This is a genomic window from Streptomyces sp. NPDC002181 (assembly GCF_042890485.1).
GTDB lineage: Bacteria > Actinomycetota > Actinomycetes > Streptomycetales > Streptomycetaceae > Streptomyces.
In genome coordinates, this window is the sequence record NZ_JBIASC010000001.1 from 311,039 (window position 1) to 328,138 (window position 17,100).

General features: G+C 71.8%; 13 protein-coding genes. 6 read left to right on the plus strand and 7 right to left on the minus strand.

What is annotated here, in order from left to right; genetic code table 11:
- Positions 1-14 precede the first annotated feature (14 nt).
- Together ACFYXV_RS01360 and glgB are read left to right on the plus strand one after the other, a co-directional pair.
- Positions 15-1,481, plus strand: a complete 1,467-nt coding sequence (locus ACFYXV_RS01360) for a phosphotransferase (protein WP_385469371.1) — start codon at positions 15-17, stop codon at positions 1,479-1,481.
- Positions 1,478-3,763 carry a 1,4-alpha-glucan branching enzyme gene (gene glgB / locus ACFYXV_RS01365; RefSeq protein ID WP_389381747.1) on the plus strand — a complete coding sequence of 762 codons (2,286 nt, stop codon included), beginning with the start codon at positions 1,478-1,480 and terminating at the stop codon, positions 3,761-3,763. The genes ACFYXV_RS01360 and glgB overlap by 4 nt, the downstream gene beginning before the upstream one ends.
- Here the strand turns inward: glgB and trxA are convergent.
- Positions 3,753-4,106, minus strand: coding sequence for a thioredoxin (gene trxA / locus ACFYXV_RS01370; protein WP_389381748.1), 354 nt, complete (start codon positions 4,104-4,106; stop codon positions 3,753-3,755). The genes glgB and trxA overlap by 11 nt on opposite strands.
- Positions 4,103-4,516, minus strand: coding sequence for a MerR family transcriptional regulator (locus ACFYXV_RS01375; protein WP_389381749.1), 414 nt, complete (start codon positions 4,514-4,516; stop codon positions 4,103-4,105). Before ACFYXV_RS01375 ends, trxA begins: the two co-directional genes overlap by 4 nt.
- A 405-nt stretch (positions 4,517-4,921) precedes the next feature.
- Between ACFYXV_RS01375 and ACFYXV_RS01380 the strand changes: the two genes are divergently transcribed.
- The gene (locus tag ACFYXV_RS01380; protein WP_389381750.1) at positions 4,922-5,545 is read left to right on the plus strand and encodes a helix-turn-helix domain-containing protein; all 624 of its coding nucleotides are present in this window, start codon (positions 4,922-4,924) and stop codon (positions 5,543-5,545) included.
- A 20-nt stretch (positions 5,546-5,565) separates the two neighbouring features.
- Here ACFYXV_RS01380 and ACFYXV_RS01385 read toward each other — a convergent pair whose 3' ends face one another.
- Entirely contained in the window at positions 5,566-7,584 is a 2,019-nt protein-coding gene (locus ACFYXV_RS01385) for a hypothetical protein (protein WP_385469363.1), read from the minus strand.
- A gap of 249 nt (positions 7,585-7,833) precedes the next feature.
- On the minus strand, positions 7,834-8,859 hold the full coding sequence (locus ACFYXV_RS01390; protein ID WP_389381752.1) for an ATP-dependent 6-phosphofructokinase: 1,026 nt from the start codon (positions 8,857-8,859) through the stop codon (positions 7,834-7,836).
- A gap of 311 nt (positions 8,860-9,170) precedes the next feature.
- Here ACFYXV_RS01390 and pta point away from each other — a divergent pair, with 311 nt between their 5' ends.
- From pta to pyk, 3 genes are all read left to right on the plus strand, one after another.
- The gene (pta, locus tag ACFYXV_RS01395; protein WP_389381753.1) at positions 9,171-11,264 is read left to right on the plus strand and encodes a phosphate acetyltransferase; all 2,094 of its coding nucleotides are present in this window, start codon (positions 9,171-9,173) and stop codon (positions 11,262-11,264) included.
- A 48-nt stretch (positions 11,265-11,312) separates the two neighbouring features.
- A complete protein-coding gene (locus ACFYXV_RS01400) occupies positions 11,313-12,530 on the plus strand; it encodes an acetate kinase (RefSeq protein ID WP_385469357.1) in 1,218 nt (405 codons plus the stop codon).
- 62 nt (positions 12,531-12,592) lie between these two features.
- The gene (gene pyk, locus ACFYXV_RS01405; protein ID WP_383345901.1) at positions 12,593-14,023 is read left to right on the plus strand and encodes a pyruvate kinase; all 1,431 of its coding nucleotides are present in this window, start codon (positions 12,593-12,595) and stop codon (positions 14,021-14,023) included.
- A gap of 120 nt (positions 14,024-14,143) precedes the next feature.
- Here the strand turns inward: pyk and ACFYXV_RS01410 are convergent, their stop codons facing one another.
- From ACFYXV_RS01410 to ACFYXV_RS01420, 3 genes are all read right to left on the minus strand, one after another.
- Complete coding sequence (locus ACFYXV_RS01410; protein ID WP_385469355.1) at positions 14,144-15,436, minus strand: hypothetical protein; 1,293 nt, start codon at positions 15,434-15,436, stop codon at positions 14,144-14,146.
- Positions 15,426-15,965, minus strand: a complete 540-nt coding sequence (locus tag ACFYXV_RS01415; protein ID WP_385469353.1) for a DUF6114 domain-containing protein — start codon at positions 15,963-15,965, stop codon at positions 15,426-15,428. Before ACFYXV_RS01415 ends, ACFYXV_RS01410 begins: the two co-directional genes overlap by 11 nt.
- Positions 15,966-16,072: 107 nt before the next feature.
- The gene (locus ACFYXV_RS01420; RefSeq protein ID WP_030857233.1) at positions 16,073-16,723 is read right to left on the minus strand and encodes a DUF6230 family protein; all 651 of its coding nucleotides are present in this window, start codon (positions 16,721-16,723) and stop codon (positions 16,073-16,075) included.
- Positions 16,724-17,100 lie beyond the last annotated feature (377 nt).

Sequence of the window (17,100 nt, forward strand, 5' to 3'; positions counted from 1 at the left end):
AAGGACGCGACGCCATGTCGGAGGCTGCATCCGCCGGGACGACGAGCACGACCGGACTCAGTCCGCTGGAGCCGATGCTCCGGGACTGGCTGCCGCTCCAGCGCTGGTTCGCCGGCAAAGGACGGCGCATCGGCCGGCTCCGGATGATCTCGGCGGCCGATCTGTTGCCGCCGGGGTCCTCCCCAGGACTCGTCCACCTGCTCCTCGACGTCGACGGCGACTGCTACCAGCTGCTGCTCGGCGTGCGCCCCGCCCTGCCGCCGGCACTGGCGCCCGCGCTGATCGGACGGCCCGAACAGGGCCCGTACGCCGGCCAGTGCGTCTACGAGGGGCTCGGCGATCCGCGGCTGGCGGCGCTGCTGCTGGAACGGTTGCGCGCTCCCGGCACCCTCGGCCCGCTGCGCTTCGACCGCGACCCGATGGCGCTGATCCCGGCCGCGCTCCCGCCCCGGCCGCTGTCCGGGGAACAGACCAACTCCTCGCTGATCTACGGGGATTCGTACATCCTGAAGGTGTTCCGCCGGGTCGGCCCCGGCGTCAACCCGGACCTGGAACTGCCCAGGGCCCTGGCGGCCGCCGGGTGCGCCCGCGTCCCCGCTCCCGTCGCCTGGTACGAGGCGGCGCTGCCCGGTGGAGAACCGTTGACCCTGGGCGTGCTCCAGCCCTATCTGCGCGGCTCCGACGACGGCTGGCAGCTCGCGCTGGGCCGGCTGCGCTCGGGGGACGACTTCACCGCCGAGGCGCACGCGCTGGGCCGGGCCACCGCCGAGGTGCACAGCGCCCTGGCCGCCGCCCTGCCCACCGTGGCGCTGGGCCCGGAGCAGACCGCCCGGCTCGCCTCCGGGATGACGGCCCGGCTGGCCGCCACCGCCCGGGAGGTGCCCGCACTGCGGCCGTACGAGGCGGGGCTGCGCGGGGCGTTCGACGCTCTGGCCGCCTCCCGCGGGGCCGGGGTGCCCGCCCAGCGGATCCACGGGGACCTGCACCTGGGCCAGACCCTGCGCACCGCCGACGGCAGCTGGGCACTGATCGACTTCGAGGGCGAGCCGGCCCGGCCGCTGGCCGACCGGCGCCGCCCCGAACCGGCCGTCCGCGACATCGCCGGGATACTGCGCTCGTTCGACTACGCGGCCCGCTCCCACCGCCCGTTCGCGCCCGCCTGGGCGGACGGCTGCCGGGCCGCGTTCTGCGAGGGCTACGCCCGCACGACCGGCCGGGACCCGCGCGAGGACCCGGTCCTGCTGCGCGCCTACGAGACCGACAAGGCCGTGTACGAGGCGCGCTACGAATCCCGGCACCGCCCCGACTGGCTGCACGTCCCGATGGCGGCCATCCGCAGGCTCGCCGCCGGCGCGGACCGGGGATTCGGCCGGGCGCAGCCGGGCGCCGGGTCCCCGGGTGCCGGGCCCGCCCCCGGCGAAGGCTTCCCCTCGCTCTCCCCCCACCCCCGCCCGCAGCCGCCTAGGAGGCCGCACACGTGAGCCCCGCCCGTCAGTCACCCTCGACCACCCCGCCCGCTTCCCCGGCCCCGGCCGAGGCGGCGCCGCGGAAAGCCACGGCACCGCGCGCCCGGAGGGCTCCCGCGCACGGGGTACGGCCGGCGCCCGCGCTCGACGCCGGGGAACGGGCCCGGCTGCTGGAGGGCCGCCACCACGATCCCCACGGGGTGCTGGGCGCCCGGACGCGCCGGGACGGAGTGGTCTTCCGCGTGCTGCGCCCGTACGCCAAATCGGTCACGGTCGTCGCGAAGGGGCTGCGGGCCGCGCTCCACGACGACGGCGACGGGCTGTTCTCGGGGCTGCTGCCGCTGACCGGCGTACCGGACTACCGGCTGCTGGTCGCGTACGACAGCGACGAGATCGAGGTGCACGACCCGTACCGGTTCCTGCCCGCGCTCGGCGAGCTGGACCTGCACCTGATCGGCGAGGGCCGGCACGAGGAGCTGTGGACCGCGCTCGGGGCCCGGCCGATGGAGCACCAGGGCGTGGCCGGCACCCGGTTCACGGTGTGGGCGCCGAACGCCCAGGGGGTCCGGGTCGCCGGGGACTTCTCGTACTGGGACTCGGTCGCCCATCCCATGCGCTCGCTGGGTTCGAGCGGCGTGTGGGAGCTGTTCCTGCCGGGGGTGGGAGAGGGCGCGCTGTACAAGTACGACATCACGCGGCCGGACGGCAGCCACACCCTGCGCGCCGACCCGATGGCCCGTGCGGCGGAGGTCCCGCCGGCCACCGCCTCGGTCGTCACCGCCTCGCACTACGAGTGGCGGGACGCGGAGTGGATGGCGCGGCGCGGGGACCGCCCGGTGCACCAGGCCCCGTTCTCGGTGTACGAGCTGCACCTGGCCTCCTGGCGGCCGGGGCTGTCCTACCGCCAGCTGGCCGAGCAGCTGCCCCCGTACGTCAAGGAGCTGGGCTTCACGCACGTGGAGCTGATGCCGGTCGCCGAGCACCCCTTCGGTGGTTCGTGGGGCTACCAGGTCACCGGGTTCTACGCTCCGACCTCGCGGATGGGCGGTCCGGACGACTTCCGGTTCCTGGTGGACGAGCTGCACCGGGCCGGGATCGGTGTGATCGTCGACTGGGTGCCCGCGCACTTCCCGCGCGACGAGTGGGCGCTCGCGGAGTTCGACGGACGGCCCCTGTACGAACACCACGACCCGCGGCGGGCCGCGCACCCGGACTGGGGGACGCTGGAGTTCGACTACGGCCGCAAGGAGGTCCGCAACTTCCTCGTCGCCAACGCCGTGTACTGGTGCCAGGAGTTCCACGTGGACGGCCTGCGCGTGGACGCGGTGGCCTCGATGCTCTACCTCGACTACTCGCGCGGCGAGGGCGAGTGGGCGCCCAACGAGCACGGCGGCCGGGAGAACCTGGACGCGGTCGGCTTCCTCCAGGAGATGAACGCGACGGTCTACCGGCGCTGCCCGGGCGTGGTGACGATCGCGGAGGAGTCCACGGCGTGGGGAGGCGTGACCCGGCCGACGGACGGGGGCGGGCTCGGCTTCGGGCTGAAGTGGAACATGGGCTGGATGCACGACACCCTGCGGTACGCGACCAAGGACCCGGTGCACCGCAAGTACCACCACCACGACATGACGTTCGGGATGATCTACGCGTACAGCGAGAACTACGTGCTGCCGATCTCGCACGACGAGGTGGTGCACGGCAAGGGCTCGCTGGTGTCGAAGATCCCCGGGGACTGGTGGCAGCAGCGGGCCATACACCGTGCGTACCTGGGCTTCATGTGGGCCCACCCCGGCAAGCAACTGCTGTTCATGGGGCAGGAGTTCGCGCAGGGTTCGGAGTGGTCCGAGGCGCACGGGCCGGACTGGTGGCTGCTGGACTCCTCGTACACGGCGGCCGATGACCACCGGGGCGTGCGCGACCTGGTGCGCGATCTGAACCGCACGTACACGGCGGCGCCCGCGCTGTGGGAGCGGGACACGGTGCCCGAGGGCTTCGCGTGGGTGGAGGCGGACGCGGCGGAGGACAACGTCTTCGCGTTCCTGCGGTACGCGAAGGACGGCTCGCCGCTGCTGTGCGTGTCGAACTTCTCGCCGGTGGTGCGGCACGCCTACCGGATCGGCGTGCCGGAGGAGGTGCCGTGGTGGCGGGAGGTCCTGAACACGGACCTGGAGCAGTACGGCGGCAGCGGGGTGCGCCATCTGCAGCCGTTGCGGCCCGAGCGCGTGCCCGCGCAGGGCCGCCCGGTGAGTCTGCGGACGACGCTCCCGCCGCTGGCGACGGTCTGGTTCAGGCCGTGACGGCGGAGCCGGTGACCTCTTCGAGCTCCTGAAGGAGCTTGCGCTTGGCCCGGGCCCCGACCATCTGCTTCACCGGCTCGCCGTCGCGGAAGACGAGCAGGGTCGGCATGGACAGCACCCCGTACCGGACGACGGTGGCGGGGTTGTTGTCCGCGTCGATCTGCACGACCTTGAGGCGCTCGGCCTCCTCGGCGGCGATGGCGGACAGCACGGGCGCGAGCTGCCGGCACGGGCCGCACCAGTCGGCGGTGAACTCCACGAGGACGGGCCGCCCCCGCTCGGCGAGCACCTGCGCCCCGAAGTCCCGGTCGGTCACCTCGGCGACACCCTTGGCATGGATCATGCGGTTCCCCTCTCCTGCGGTCCGGTCATTTCACAGCGCGGCGACGCCGCCTCCCCGGCGGCGTCCTCGGCGGCGGCGAGCTGCCGCGCGACCTGCTCCCGTACGTCGGCCAGCTGGCCGATCAGCCCGTCCAGCTCGGCCAGCTTGCGCCGGTAGACGGCCAGGGACGCGGGACAGGAGTCCCCGGCGGGATGGCCGGCGCGCAGGCAGTCGACGAACGGGCGGGTCTCCTCCAGCTCGAAGCCGAAGTCCTGGAGCATGCGGATCTGGCGCAGCAGCCGCAGGTCGTCCTCGTCGTACGTGCGGTAGCCGTTGCCGGTGCGCCGCGCGGTCAGCAGTCCGCGCGACTCGTAGTACCGCAGGGTCCGCGTGCTGGTCCCGGCCCGCTCCGCCAGTTCGCCGATTCGCATGATCCGACCGTAAGCCTTGACGCCGACGTCAAGGCAAGGAGCGGATCCGGGGTGGGGGGCGGGCCCTCGCCACCCCCGTGGGCGAGGGCCCCGCCATGGAGAACGCGCTCGGCCGGGTGCCGGTTCAGGAGAGGGTGCGGGAGATCCGTGAACATCGTGCGCGGGGGTTTCGCACGGTCGGCCGGGACCGTACGCTGAGAAATGGATCTAGTGCGGTTCCGATTACCGGACAGTCGCCGCGAAACTCGCGTACCGCGTTGAACTCCCTAGGACGTTCCTACGAGTTCTGGGCTTGTTTGAACGGTCTGTAGTCGCCACCCCTTGGGCACTTCTACGGTGTGCCCTGTGCACTCCAGCCCTCCCTTCAATGCCCCCGCCGCGCGTCGCCTCCGCGCAGCCCTGGGCATGGCTCCCGGTCATGTCGCCTATGGCCTGCGTGCCCAGTACGGACTGATCGTCGAGCCCGAGACCGTGATGGCCTGGGAGCGCGGCGAGATATCCCCGAGTTCCGCCGAGCTCACGGCACTGGCCGGTGTCCTGTGGTGCGCCCCCGGCGAGCTGCTCGCCGAGCCCGTGACCCTGCGGGAGCACCGGATGGCCCGGGGCATGGCCGCGGACGAGCTGGCCCGGCGGATCGGGCTGGAGACGGCCGCGTACCAGAAGATGGAGGACACCGGGCGCTGGAAGGGCAACGAACGGCAGTCCGTGGCCCTGGCGCAGGTGCTCGGGCTGTCGCTGGCCCAGTTCGTGGCGGCGACGGGGAAGCAGGACGAGCTCGCCGAGCTGCTGCGCAACGCGGTGACCACGCGCTGGCAGGCGTACGTGAAGCCGCTGGCCAAGCTGCTGCCGGTGCCGAAGCAGCACTTGGAGCCGGTCCTGGAACGGCTGCACGCGGACTACCAGTCGAAGATGGTCGCCACGCTGAGCTGGGGCGGGGCGGCGGGCGAGGCCGGCACGGGCGACGCGGGCCGCCAGTTCCTGGCCGACATCGTGGGCCACTTCTGGTCCTACGCCACCGGCCCCCGGTAGGCCGCCGCTTCCCGGGGCCGCTACGTGAGCGGTGCGTACACCACGGTCGCGGCGGTGCCGGCGCGGCCGAGGTCCTGCCTGAGCCGGTCGGCCGTCTTCCGGTCTCCCACCAGGACGGTCGGCGGGGCCGGGCAGGAGGCGATCGCGCCCTTCAGCCGGCCCAGCGATGCCTGGTACTCCTTCTCGTCGACCGCCGCCGGGCCGCCGATCTTGACGTAGAAGACCTCGTAGAGCCCGACCATGGTGCCCGCCCGGTGCGTGAGGATCTGGGCGAGGAAGGTCGACCGCAGGTTCAGGTACGAGTCGTTGCCGTACAGGGCGATCACCGGGGAGGTGACGCCCTTCAGGTCGCGCCGGGTGAGGGCGTTCGCCGCAGGGCCGATGTCGGTCTTGGCCTCGCCCCTGCCCCACTTCATCATCGGGCTGTCGTACCAGGCGGAGGGGTGGCCCCAGCCGGACGGCACTCCCCACTGGACGTTGCCGAACAGGGCGAGCGCGGCCGCCGTCGCGACGCCGGAGCGCAGCAGCAGGCCGGTGCGCCGGCGCAGCGGGGAGCCGCTCGTGCGGGCGGCGGGCTGGAGCATCAGCCCGATCACGCCCAGCGAGATCAGGGCGATGACCAGGCCGGCGGCGGTGAGCTTCTCGAAGTAGTACGAGTAGTAGCCGATGGTGAGCTTCTGCCAGGCGCCGAAGACTCCGATCACGGCGGTCGCGCCCAGGACCATGGCCAGGACCGTCTGCCCGGTGCCCGTCTTGCGGTTCACCGGCAGGGAGGCGGCCACCAGGGCCAGCAGCCCGCAGCCGATGAACACCGGGCGGTCGGGGATGACCATCGGTCCGGCCAGGTTCGAGGTCTTGGCGACGTCCAGCTTGGTCAGGACCGAGAAGACGCTGGGCAGTCCCGCGATCAGGGTGCCGCCGGCCAGGGCGCCGATGACCAGGCGGCGGCGCGGGGCGAAGCGGCGGCGGTGGACCACCAGGACCGCGGCCAGGGTGATGCCGACGAGGACGCCGTAGAGGTTGTAGACGAAGGTGACCGAGACCAGCGCGGCCACCCCGACGAGCACGAACTCGGCCCGGCCCATCGCCGGCCGGACGAGCAGGGCCAGGGCGACGGCCAGGAACAGCAGGCCTATGGTCTCGGAGTCGAAGCCGCGCTCGACCAGTTGCGCCATCGAGCCCGACATCATCACGGCCGTCACGGTCGCGCAGACCGCGGCCGTGCGCCAGCCGCGCAGGCGCGGGCCGCCGATCCAGCGGGCGGCCCAGACGAGGGCGCCGCAGAACAGCGCGTAGGCCGCCAGGACGTACAGCAGGTAGCGGTGCGTCATGTCGAGGGCGGAGCCGCCGTCGGTGGAGGACTTGACGAGGACGTCGATCCAGGCCAGCAGGAAGTGCGAGCCCTGCGGGTAGACCGCCTCGGCCGGGGTCATCATGTACGCCTTGGCGGCCTCCTGGTGGAGGAAGGCGTAGCCGCCGACGTGGTGGATGCCGTCGAAGTAGGAGAAGTGTCCGAGCCGGTCCTCGGAGGTCACGAAGTACGCCAGCCGGTCGATGGCCGACTTCCCGGCCACCGGGTGGTGGAGGTAGCGCCAGACCACGGCCACGGTGGCGAGCACGAGGGCGTCCGAGCCGCGCAGGCGCAGCGGTATGTGCGGCCTGCGGCCGGCGAGCCAGCCGGTGACGGACAGGACGGTCAGCAGCAGTCCCGTGCCGGGGACGGGGGCCAGCCCCCACGGCCAGACGGAGAAGAGCAGTCCGAAGGCCATCACCGCGCCGCACAGGAGGAACGACGCGATCACCAGGCGGTCGAGGAGCCCTCCGCCCACGCGGATCAGGGAGGCGATCGCCAGCACCAGGACGGGGATGAGCACCACGTCCAGGGAGAGCGTGTGGAGCAGGAGCGGAAGCACCCAGGACAGGGCCACGGCCGCGCCGAGGACGGGCCACCGCCTCCCGCCGCCGGCCGTGCCCTCGGCCGGGCGCGGCGGCCGGGTGTCGGCGGGCTTGCTTGTCGGAACGGCAGAGCGGGTGGCCACGGGAGACGGGCACCTTCCATCGGGCGGCGGGAACGGACGACGGGGCCGGACACAACGGCCCGATCCGTCCACGCGACTCGGCCACACACCCCAACCCCCAGGGCTGAAATCATATCCGCCGGGTGTGGGCGCGGGAAAAAGCCCCGGAGACCGGATCTCCGGGGCGAGGCGGCGGCGGGGGCCTTCGTCCTGAACGTTCGGGGGCGCAGGTCCCGCCGGGGCGGGACTTCCGTCCCGGCGCGGGGTGGGTCAGAAGACCGACTCGGCCTCGTACATGCGGTCCTCCGGGACCGTCTTCAGTTCGGTGACGGCCTGGGCCAGCGGGGCCATCACGATGTCGGTGCCGCGCAGGGCGGTCATGTTGCCGAAGTCGCCGCGGTGGACGGCCTCCACCGCGTGCCAGCCGAAGCGGGTCGCGAGGACCCGGTCGTAGGCGGTGGGGACGCCGCCGCGCTGGACGTGGCCGAGGATGACCGGGCGGGCCTCCTTGCCGAGGCGGCGCTCCAGCTCGACGGCGAGGCGGTTGCCGATGCCGGCGAAGCGCTCGTGGCCGTACTGGTCGATGGCGCCCTTCTCGTACGGCATGGAGCCCTCGGCCGGGTGCGCGCCCTCGGCGACGCAGATGACGGCGAACTTCTTCCCTCGGGCGAATCGTTCCTCCACCATCTTCACCAGGGCGTCCACCTCGAAGGGGCGCTCCGGCAGGCAGATCCCGTGCGCGCCGCCGGCCATGCCGGACTCCAGGGCGATCCAGCCCGCGTGCCGGCCCATGACCTCGACGACCATCACGCGCTGGTGCGATTCGGCGGTGGTCTTGAGGCGGTCGATGGCCTCGGTGGCGACCATGACGGCGGTGTCGAAGCCGAAGGTGCGGTCGGTGGAGGAGATGTCGTTGTCGATGGTCTTCGGCACGCCGACGACCGGCATCCCGGCGTCCGACAGCATCCGGGAGGCCGTCAGGGTGCCCTCGCCGCCGATCGGGATCAGGGCGTCGATGCCGTAGCGCCGCGCCAACTCCTCGGCGTTCTCGGCGGCTTCGTGCAACCGCGCGCGCTCCATGCGTGCCGAGCCGAGGATCGTGCCGCCGCGGGCGAGGATGCCGCTGACGGCGTTGATGTCGAGGGGGCGGTGGTGCCCGTCCAGGAGGCCCTTGAAGCCGTCCTCGAAGCCGATGACCTCGTCCCCGTGTCCGACCACGGCGCGGTGCACGACCGAACGGATGACAGCGTTCAGGCCCGGGCAGTCGCCGCCTGCGGTGAGAACTCCGATACGCATCGTGCTGTGTCTCCTGCTCCTGGTCGTACCGGGCCGTACGCGTGCGGGCGGACAGCCGTACATCTGAAAGGCGTCGTGTTCGTCATGGTGGGGCCTGTCCGATTGTTCCACGGGCCGGGGGTGCGGCGCTTTGCGCGCCGCTCCGCCCACCAGGCCTTTCGACCCCCCTGGACAGGCCTTTCCCGGCGGGCGCCCTATCTGGCCGCCGGGGTATTGTCAAGAGGTCAGGCCCACCTTAACGGGGGAAAACCCACTACATCCACTGCATGTACGGCATTCACGACATCCACACGATGGGACGGAGACCACGCGTGACGCGCAGCGTGTACGTGACCGGTATCGAGCGGGGGGACGGCCGCCAGGTCGTCGAGCTGGGGATCATGGAGCTGCTGACCCGCCAGACGGCGCGGGTCGGCGTCTACCGGCCGTTGCTCCACGACGGACCGGACCGGCTCTTCGACCTCCTGAAGGCCCGCTACCGGATCGAGCAGGACCCGCGGGCGGCCTACGGCATGGAGTACCACGAGGCCTCCGCCATCCTGGCCGAGAAGGGCACGGACGAGCTGGTGTCCCGGCTCGTGGACCGCTACCACCGGGTGGCCCGCGACTACGAGGTCGTGCTCGTCCTCGGCACCGACTACGCCGACACGAACCTCCCCGACGAGCTGGCGCTCAACGCCCGTCTCGCCAACGAACTGGGGGCCGTCGTGGTACCCGTCGTCGGCGGCACCGGGCACCCCGCCGAGTCGGTGCGCGCCGAGGCCCAGAGCGCCTTCCGCGCGTACGAGAGCCTCGGCTGCCACGTCGTCGCGATGGTGGTCAACCGGGTGGCCGCCGAGGACCGGGACGGCATAGCGGAGCGGCTGGCCGCCCGGCTGCCCGTGCCCTGCTACGTGCTGCCGGACGACAAGTCGCTCTCCGCCCCGACCGTCGCCCAGATCACCCGGGCGCTCGGCGCCGAGGTGCTCCTCGGGGACGAGGCCGGACTGGCCCGCGACGCCGTGGACTTCGTCTTCGGCGGCGCCATGCTGCCCAACTTCCTGGGCGCGCTGACGCCCGGCTGCCTGGTGGTCACCCCCGGGGACCGCGCCGACCTGGTCATCGGGGCGCTGGCCGCGCACGCCTCGGGCACCCCGCCGATCGCGGGCGTACTGCTGACCCTGAACGAGCGTCCGGGCCCGGACATCCTGACCCTGGCCTCGAAGCTGGCGCCGGGCACGCCCGTGGTCTCGGTGGCCGGCAACAGCTTCCCGACGGCCGCGGAACTGTTCTCGCTGCAGAGCCGCTTGAACTCCGCGACCCCGCGCAAGCTGGAGACCGCCCTCGGCCTGTTCGAGCGGCACGTGGACACCGCCGAGCTGCGCGGGCTGCTGTCGGTGGCCCGCTCCGAGCGGGTCACGCCCATGATGTTCGAGCACGAGCTGCTGGAGCGGGCCCGCTCCGAGCGCCGCCGCGTGGTGCTCCCCGAGGGCACCGAGGAGCGCGTGCTGCGCGCCGCGGACGTGGTGCTGCGCCGCGGGGTCTGCGACCTGACCCTGCTGGGCGAGGAGCAGGCGATCCTGAAGAAGGCCGCCGACCTCGGCGTCGACATCTCCGCCGCCCAGCTCATCGACCCGGCCACCTCCCCCCTGCGGGAACGTTTCGCGGAGTACTACGCGCAGGCCCGCGCCCACAAGGGCATGACCGTCGAGCTGGCCCTCGACGTGGTCACCGACGTCAACTACTTCGGCACCCTGATGGTCCAGGAGGGGCTCGCCGACGGCATGGTCTCCGGCTCGGTGCACTCCACCGCCGCGACCATCCGGCCCGCCTTCGAGATCATCAAGACGAAGCCCGACGCCTCGATCGTCTCCTCGGTCTTCTTCATGTGCCTCGCCGACCGGGTCCTCGTCTACGGGGACTGCGCGGTCAACCCGGACCCGGGCGCCGAGCAGCTCGCCGACATCGCCGTGCAGTCGGCGGCGACCGCGGCCGCCTTCGGGGTCGAACCGAGGATCGCGATGCTCTCGTACTCGACCGGCACCTCGGGCACCGGCGCGGACGTGGACAAGGTCCGCAAGGCCACCGGGATCGTCCGCGACCGGCGCCCCGATCTGCTGATCGAGGGACCGATCCAGTACGACGCCGCCGTCGAGCCCTCGGTGGCCGCGACCAAGCTGCCCGGGTCGGAGGTGGCCGGCCGCGCGAGCGTGCTGATCTTCCCCGACCTCAACACGGGCAACAACACGTACAAGGCCGTGCAGCGCTCGGCGGGCGCCGTCGCGGTCGGCCCGGTGCTCCAGGGTCTGCGCAAGCCGGTCAACGACCTCTCGCGCGGCGCGCTGGTCCAGGACATCGTCACCACCGTGGCGATCACCGCCATCCAGGCACAGGGCGCCCGGCCCGCGCAGGCGCCGACCGCCTGACCCCCGTACCGCCCCGGCCACCCCACTTCCGAAGGAAAGACGCCCATCGTGACCACCGCATCGCGCGTACTCGTCCTCAACTCCGGCTCCTCGTCGGTGAAGTACCAGCTGCTCGACATGGCGGACTCCGCCCGCCTGGCCGTCGGCCTGGTGGAACGGATCGGGGAGCAGGGCTCGCGTCTCGTGCACGAGCCGCTCACCGGGCCGGCCGCGGGCGGCGGCAAGCGCGAGCGGCTCGGCGCGATCGCGGACCACGAGGCCGCGCTCCGGGCCGTCGCGGCGGAGCTCGCCGCCGACGGGCTGGGCCTGGACTCCCCCGAACTGGCGGCGGTCGGGCACCGGGTGGTGCACGGCGGGACCCGGTTCACACGGCCGACGGTGATCGACGACGAGGTGCTGGCGGAGATCCGGAGCCTGATCCCGCTCGCCCCGCTGCACAACCCCGCGAACGTGACCGGCATCGAGGTGGCCCGCTCGCTGCGCGCGGACATCCCGCAGGTGGCGGTCTTCGACACGGCCTTCCACTCGACGATGCCGGAGCACGTGGCCCGGTACGCGATCGACGCCGCGACGGCGGAGAAGTACGCCATCCGGCGGTACGGGTTCCACGGCACCTCCCACGCCTACGTCTCGCGGGCGACGGCCGCGCTGCTGGGCCGGCCGGTGGAGGACGTGAACGTGATCGTGCTCCACCTGGGCAACGGGGCATCGGCCTCGGCGGTCCGCGGCGGGGTGTGCGAGGAGACCTCGATGGGGCTGACCCCGCTGGAGGGTCTGGTCATGGGCACCCGTTCGGGCGACCTGGATCCGGCGGTCGTCTTCCACCTGGCGCGGGTGGGCGGCTTCTCGGTGGATGAGATCGATTCGCTCCTGAACAAGAAGAGCGGTCTGCTGGGCCTGTGCGGCGACAACGACATGCGCGAGGTGCTGCGGCGGGCGGGCGAGGGCGAGGAGTCGGCGCGGCTCGCCTTCGCGGCGTACGTCCACCGCCTGAAGAAGTACATCGGCGCCTACTCGGCGGTGCTCGGCCGGGTGGACGCGGTGGCGTTCACGGCGGGGGTCGGCGAGAACGCGCACCAGGTCCGGGAAGCTGCCGTCGACGGCCTCGCGGAGCTGGGGCTCGTGCTGGACCCGGAGGCCAACGCCGTGCGCTCTTCGCGGCCGCGGCTGGTGTCGCCGGATGACGCGCGGGTGGCGGTGGCCGTGGTCCCGACGGACGAGGAACTGGAGATCGCCACCCAGGCGTACGCCTTGGTTACCCGTTAGTCACTTGGACTTTCCACCAGACGGAATATTCCGCTACGAAACAAACGGATAGGATCCGCTCCATGCGCCGTTCCAAAATCGTCTGCACGCTGGGCCCCGCCGTCGACTCGTATGAGCAGCTGAAAGCTCTCATCGAGGCAGGCATGAACGTGGCCCGATTCAACTTCAGCCACGGATCCCAGGCAGAACACCAGGAGCGGTACGACCGCGTCCGGAAGGTCTCCGAGGACACCGGGCGCGCGGTCGGCGTCCTCGCCGACCTCCAGGGCCCCAAGATCCGTCTGGAGACCTTCGCCGAGGGCCCCGTCGAGCTGGTGCGCGGTGACGAGTTCACCATCACCACCGAGGACGTCCCGGGCGACAAGTCCATCTGCGGCACCACCTACAAGGGCCTGCCGGGCGACGTCTCCAAGGGCGACCAGGTCCTGATCAACGACGGAAACGTCGAGCTCCGGGTGACCGAGGTCGAGGGCCCGCGGGTCAAGACCATCGTCGTCGAGGGCGGTGTCATCTCGGACCACAAGGGCATCAACCTGCCGGGTGCCGCCGTCAACGTCCCCGCGCTGTCGGAGAAGGACGTCGACGACCTCCGCTTCGCCCTGCGGATGGGCTGCGACATGGTCGCCCTGTCCTTCGTCCGCGACGCCAACGACGTCAAGGACGTCCACAAGGTCATGGACGAGGAGGGCCGCCGGGTCCCCGTCATCGCCAAGGTCGAGAAGCCGCAGGCCGTCGAGAACATGGCGGCCGTGGTCGACGCGTTCGACGCGGTCATGGTGGCCCGCGGCGACCTGGCCGTCGAGTACCCGCTCGAAAAGGTCCCGATGGTCCAGAAGCGGCTCATCGAGATGTGCCGCCGCAACGCCAAGCCGGTGATCGTCGCGACCCAGATGATGGAGTCGATGATCACCAACTCCCGCCCGACGCGCGCGGAGGCCTCCGACGTCGCCAACGCGATCCTCGACGGCGCGGACGCGGTCATGCTGTCGGCCGAGTCCTCGGTCGGCGCCTACCCGATCGAGACCGTCAAGACGATGTCGAAGATCGTCACGGCGGCCGAGGAGGAGCTCCTCTCCAAGGGCCTCCAGCCGCTGGTCCCGGGCAAGAAGCCCCGTACCCAGGGCGGCTCCGTCGCCCGCGCGGCCTGCGAGATCGCGGACTTCCTCGACGGCAAGGCGCTCATCGCCTTCACGCAGTCCGGTGACACCGCCCGCCGGCTGTCGCGCTACCGCGTGACCCAGCCGATCCTGGCCTTCACCACCGACGTCAACACCCGCAACCAGCTCACGCTGAGCTGGGGCGTCGAGTCCTACATCGTCCCGCACGTGGACACCACCGACGCGATGGTCGACCTGGTGGACGGCGAGCTGCTGAAGCTGGGCCGCCACAACGCCGGCGACACCATGGTCATCACCGCCGGTTCGCCCCCCGGCGTCCCGGGCACGACCAACATGGTCCGCGTCCACCACCTGGGCGGCCAGTCCCCGGCCTAGTCCCCGGCCTGACCCGGCCGCGCCTCTGCCGCACAGAGACCGAGGGCGGCACCCCGGACCCCTGACAGGGACCGGGGTGCCGCCCTCGGTGCGTCGCACGCGGTGCGGGGCCGTACGGGACTACTCGGGCGGGCCGACGTAGTTGTGGAGGCCCGGGACCGTGAGGGTGCCGCCGAACTGGCCGGCCTGGACGACCTTGACGTTCGAGAAGAACGCGAACGGGACGTTCAGGGGCGGCGGGCTGTTCGGGGTGAACTCGATCGGGATCAGGCCGAAGAGGTTCCCCTTGAGGCTCTCGGTGTACATCGTCACCGTGCCGCCGCGGATCTTGGAGGTGGAGCCCGGACGGGATTTCAGGTGGGCGACGTTCCCGCTCTTGCCGACCGTCTGGTAGAGGTCCTTGATGTCCAGCGAGTCCGCCGTGAACTTCAGGACCTTCTTCGTCTTGCCACCTGCCGTCTTCACCTCGACTATGCCGTGGTAATCCAGGCCGTAGAGGGTCAGCAGGGAGCTGTCGAGGTACCAGGGCTCGTCCGGCAGGAGCGGGATGCCCGGCTCCAGTTCGGCGTCGGCCAGCGCCTTGGCGTCGTACGTCGGGCAGGGGAAGGGTTGCTTCCCGTCCGCGTCCTTCGCCTCGCCGGACTTCGGCTTGTCCTCGTCCTCGTCCTTCTTGCCCGTCTCGTCCTTCGGCTTCGCCTCGGTGCCCTTGACGTCCTCGGACAGCTCCTTGACGTCGACGCCGGCCTTCTTTGCGGCGTCGCGGATCGCGTCCGCGGCCGGATCCGGGGCGGGCTTCGTCACCGGTGGCGTCACCGGCGGCGTCGTCGGGGCCGACTTCGTGGGCGTGGGCGTGGGCGTCGGGGTGGCCGACGGCCCGCCCAGGACCGGGTGGGTGATGCCGTCGACGATGCCCTTGACCTTGTCGCCGATGCCCAGCGGGTCGAGCGGGTTCGGGGTCTTGGACGGGGACGGGGCGGCGGCCGGTCCGGCGGGGGCCGAGGGGGCCGTCTGCTTCGACGCGGTGGAGGACTCCGCCGACTTGCCGGCGTCCGGCTTCGGGGCCGCCTTCGGCGCCTTCGACGCACCCGGCGAGGGGCTCGCGGAGGGCGAGGAACCCGGCGAGGGCGACGTGGACGCCGACGGGCTCGGAGAAGCCGACTCCGCGGGTTCGTCGGACCGCGTCACACACGGGCCGGGCGCGAAGGGGATCTCCTCGTCGGCGAGCGCCAGCTTCGGCGCCATGCCCATCCCGACGAAGACCGCGGTCGGCATGGCCGCCAGCGCCATCGTCTTGCCGACGGGTATCTGGATCTTGTTCAGCAGCGACTTCCGGGGCGCGGCGTGCCGCGGACCCCTTCGTTCACGGGACTCTGCGCTCGGGGTCACGTCCCGCTGCGTCTCGTCACCCCGCACTGTTCCTCCCGCCATCGGCATGGGCAGTCGTGTCTGTCGCGTAAGCCGTTTCCGTGTCGCGCGGACCGGGGACCCCTGCGGGGCCTTCCGTGAACTGCTCCGCCTTGGCCTGCTGCGCGCCTTCCGCCTTGCCCGGCACCCATGCCAGGGCGAGGGCTCCGCCGACCAGCGCGAAGAGGAAGCCGAGGAAGAAGCCGCCCAGGTTGGACACCGGCAGGGAGACCAGCGCGAGCAGGATGGACGCCACTCCCGCGAAGACCCGGATGCCCTGCTGGAACCAGAGGGCGAGGCCGAGGGTGATCAGCAGGACGCCGATGATCAGCGAGCCCGAGCCCGCGGTCGTCGCCATGGCGATGGTGACGTTGCCCAGCCGGAGGTCCGCGTACGGGAAGTACGCGATGGGAACGCCCCCGATGAGAGTGAAGAGGCCCGCCCAGAAGGGCCGGCCGCCACTCCAGGCGTGGAAGCGGTAGTACACCGCGGTGAGCCATGCGTCGTCTGCGGCGCGAACCGGGGCCTGGGGGTTCATGGACAACAGCTCCCTGGAAACGGTGGTACGGAGAACTGGGGGAGCCCGGCGGGGCGGGCGGCGGCCACGGCCGCCACCCGCCTCCACCGGTCACGCCCCGGGACGGACTACTTCTCGTCCTGGTAGCACGGCTGGTCGCCGCTGAGCAGGCGCAGCTTGAGGTCGGGCAGCGTGAAGGTACCCGCCGTCGTCGCCCACGCCTTCTGACGCACGTTGGTCAGAACGGCCTTCTTGGCGCGCTGCGAGAACAGCGAGCCGTTCGCCACCGTGCCGGCCTGCGGCGCGGTGGGGTGCGTGTCGTCCTTCGCCGCGCCGACCGCGACACCGATGTCCAGGTCGGTGAACGTGGCGTCGGTGTCGAGCTCGGCGACATCCAGGTAGATGTTGTCCGCGACGGCGGGCTTGCCCTTGTTGCCCGTCCGCAGCTGCATCGTGATGTTGCCGAGGCCCGGGATCGGGGTGACCAGGGACTGGCACATGTTGGTGATCTCGGCGTGGCGGAACCCGGAGATGGTGACCGGGTGCGCCGCGTCCTTGCCGTCCAGGCCCTTGCCCTTGGCGACGCTGCCGTACTGGAGCAGGTCGTCACCGTCGAGCTTGTCGGCCGAGACCTTGAAGTCCTGGCCGGAGACGCTGAAGGACGCCGCGAGGGCACCCTGCGCCAGACCCACACCGACCGCGGCGGTGGCCGCGATGCTCGGCACCATGACGAGCGCGAAGCGCTTCCATCTGGTCCCGCCACGAACCTGAGAACTCATTATTCGTTCCTCCTTCTCGGACGTACATCTCCGGTCCGGGCCGTACCCGTCCTGGGATGGGAGAAGTGCTACGTCCTCGGGAAGGAGCGCAGGCGGCCGAGCCGCGGCACAGCCGCGTCCGATACACCGGCGTTCACCCCCGAGCGACAACCACTGGGTCACGCGTTCGCGCAACCAGGAGGACAGGCTCCGCCGGTGTGGCGAAGACCCCCCTGTCCCTCGGCCGGCACCCCTGGCGCCGGCCGGCCCGGTGGGGACCCTCCACCGCGGCTCCGATGAGCGGGACTGCGGGAAGGACCGAGCGTCGCCGATCGTGGTCCATTCCAGGCCGGGGCACAAGGGGGTTCGTTACTGGCGGGTAACGGCAAGATAACCGG